The organism is Aeromonas sp. HMWF016, from assembly GCF_963878195.1.
Classification (GTDB): Bacteria; Pseudomonadota; Gammaproteobacteria; order Enterobacterales; family Aeromonadaceae; genus Aeromonas; species Aeromonas lacus.
This window is the reverse complement of record NZ_CAWNWX010000027.1, coordinates 17,869-18,759: the sequence shown is the minus strand read 5'-3', so window position 1 is coordinate 18,759 and position 891 is coordinate 17,869. Positions and strand designations below refer to the sequence as shown.

Sequence of the window (891 nt, the reverse complement as noted above, 5' to 3'; positions counted from 1 at the left end):
TGTTCAGCATGGCGGGTACACTCCGGCAGCACAGAGTGCGGCAGGGTACTGGCACGAAACTCGGCCTGGCCGCTGGCGGTATTCCAGGTCAATAGCGCCGCAGAGTTATCGAGATGAAAACCGCACGGCTGCTGGATACGGGCATTGAAATCGGCAAAACCGGCGATGGTCTGCTCGATGAGCTCGCGGATACGGCCATAGTCATCGCGCAGGGCCAGCCAGTCGACCCGCTCGCTGCCAAGGGTGGCATGAGCCATCCGCGCCACTATGTCGGTCTCGGAAAGGCAGAGCGGCGACAGCGGCTCGGCAGCGCCGGTCGAAGCGTGCACCATGCTGAAGGTGTCCTCCACCGTGATCTTCTGGTTGCCCGTGCGCTGGATATCGAGCTCGGTACGGCCGAGGCAGGGCAGGATCAACGCAGCCTTGCCCACCTGCAGATGGCTGCGGTTGAGCTTGGTGCTGATCTGCACGTTGAGCTCGGCCTTTTTCATCGCCCTGTAAGTGAAGTCGGTGTCGGGCGCCGCGGCCGCCAGATTGCCGCCCAGGCAGATAAGCACCTTGCTCTTGCCCTCGTCCAACGCCTTGAGCGCCTCGTAGACATTGTGGCCGCGGGCCCGCGGCAGGCTCACCTGCAGATGATGCTCGAGCCGGTCGATAAAGGCGGCGGTCGGCTTTTCGTTGATCCCCATGGTGCGGTTGCCCTGCACATTGCTGTGGCCCCGTACCGGACAGAGCCCCGCCCCCGGCTTGCCAATCTGGCCGCGCATCAGGTGCAGGTTGACGATTTCGCGAATGGTATCGACCGAGTGCAGATGCTGGGTCACCCCCATGGCCCAGCAGCTGATGATGCGCTGGCTGGCGGCAAACACCCGGGCAGCCTGCACGATCTCG

Annotated in this window: 1 pseudogene; it reads right to left on the bottom strand. The window is 63.7% G+C overall.

The features are described from left to right. A pseudogene (locus AACS24_RS21805) lies at nt 1-891 on the bottom strand (molybdopterin-dependent oxidoreductase); the annotation flags it as partial.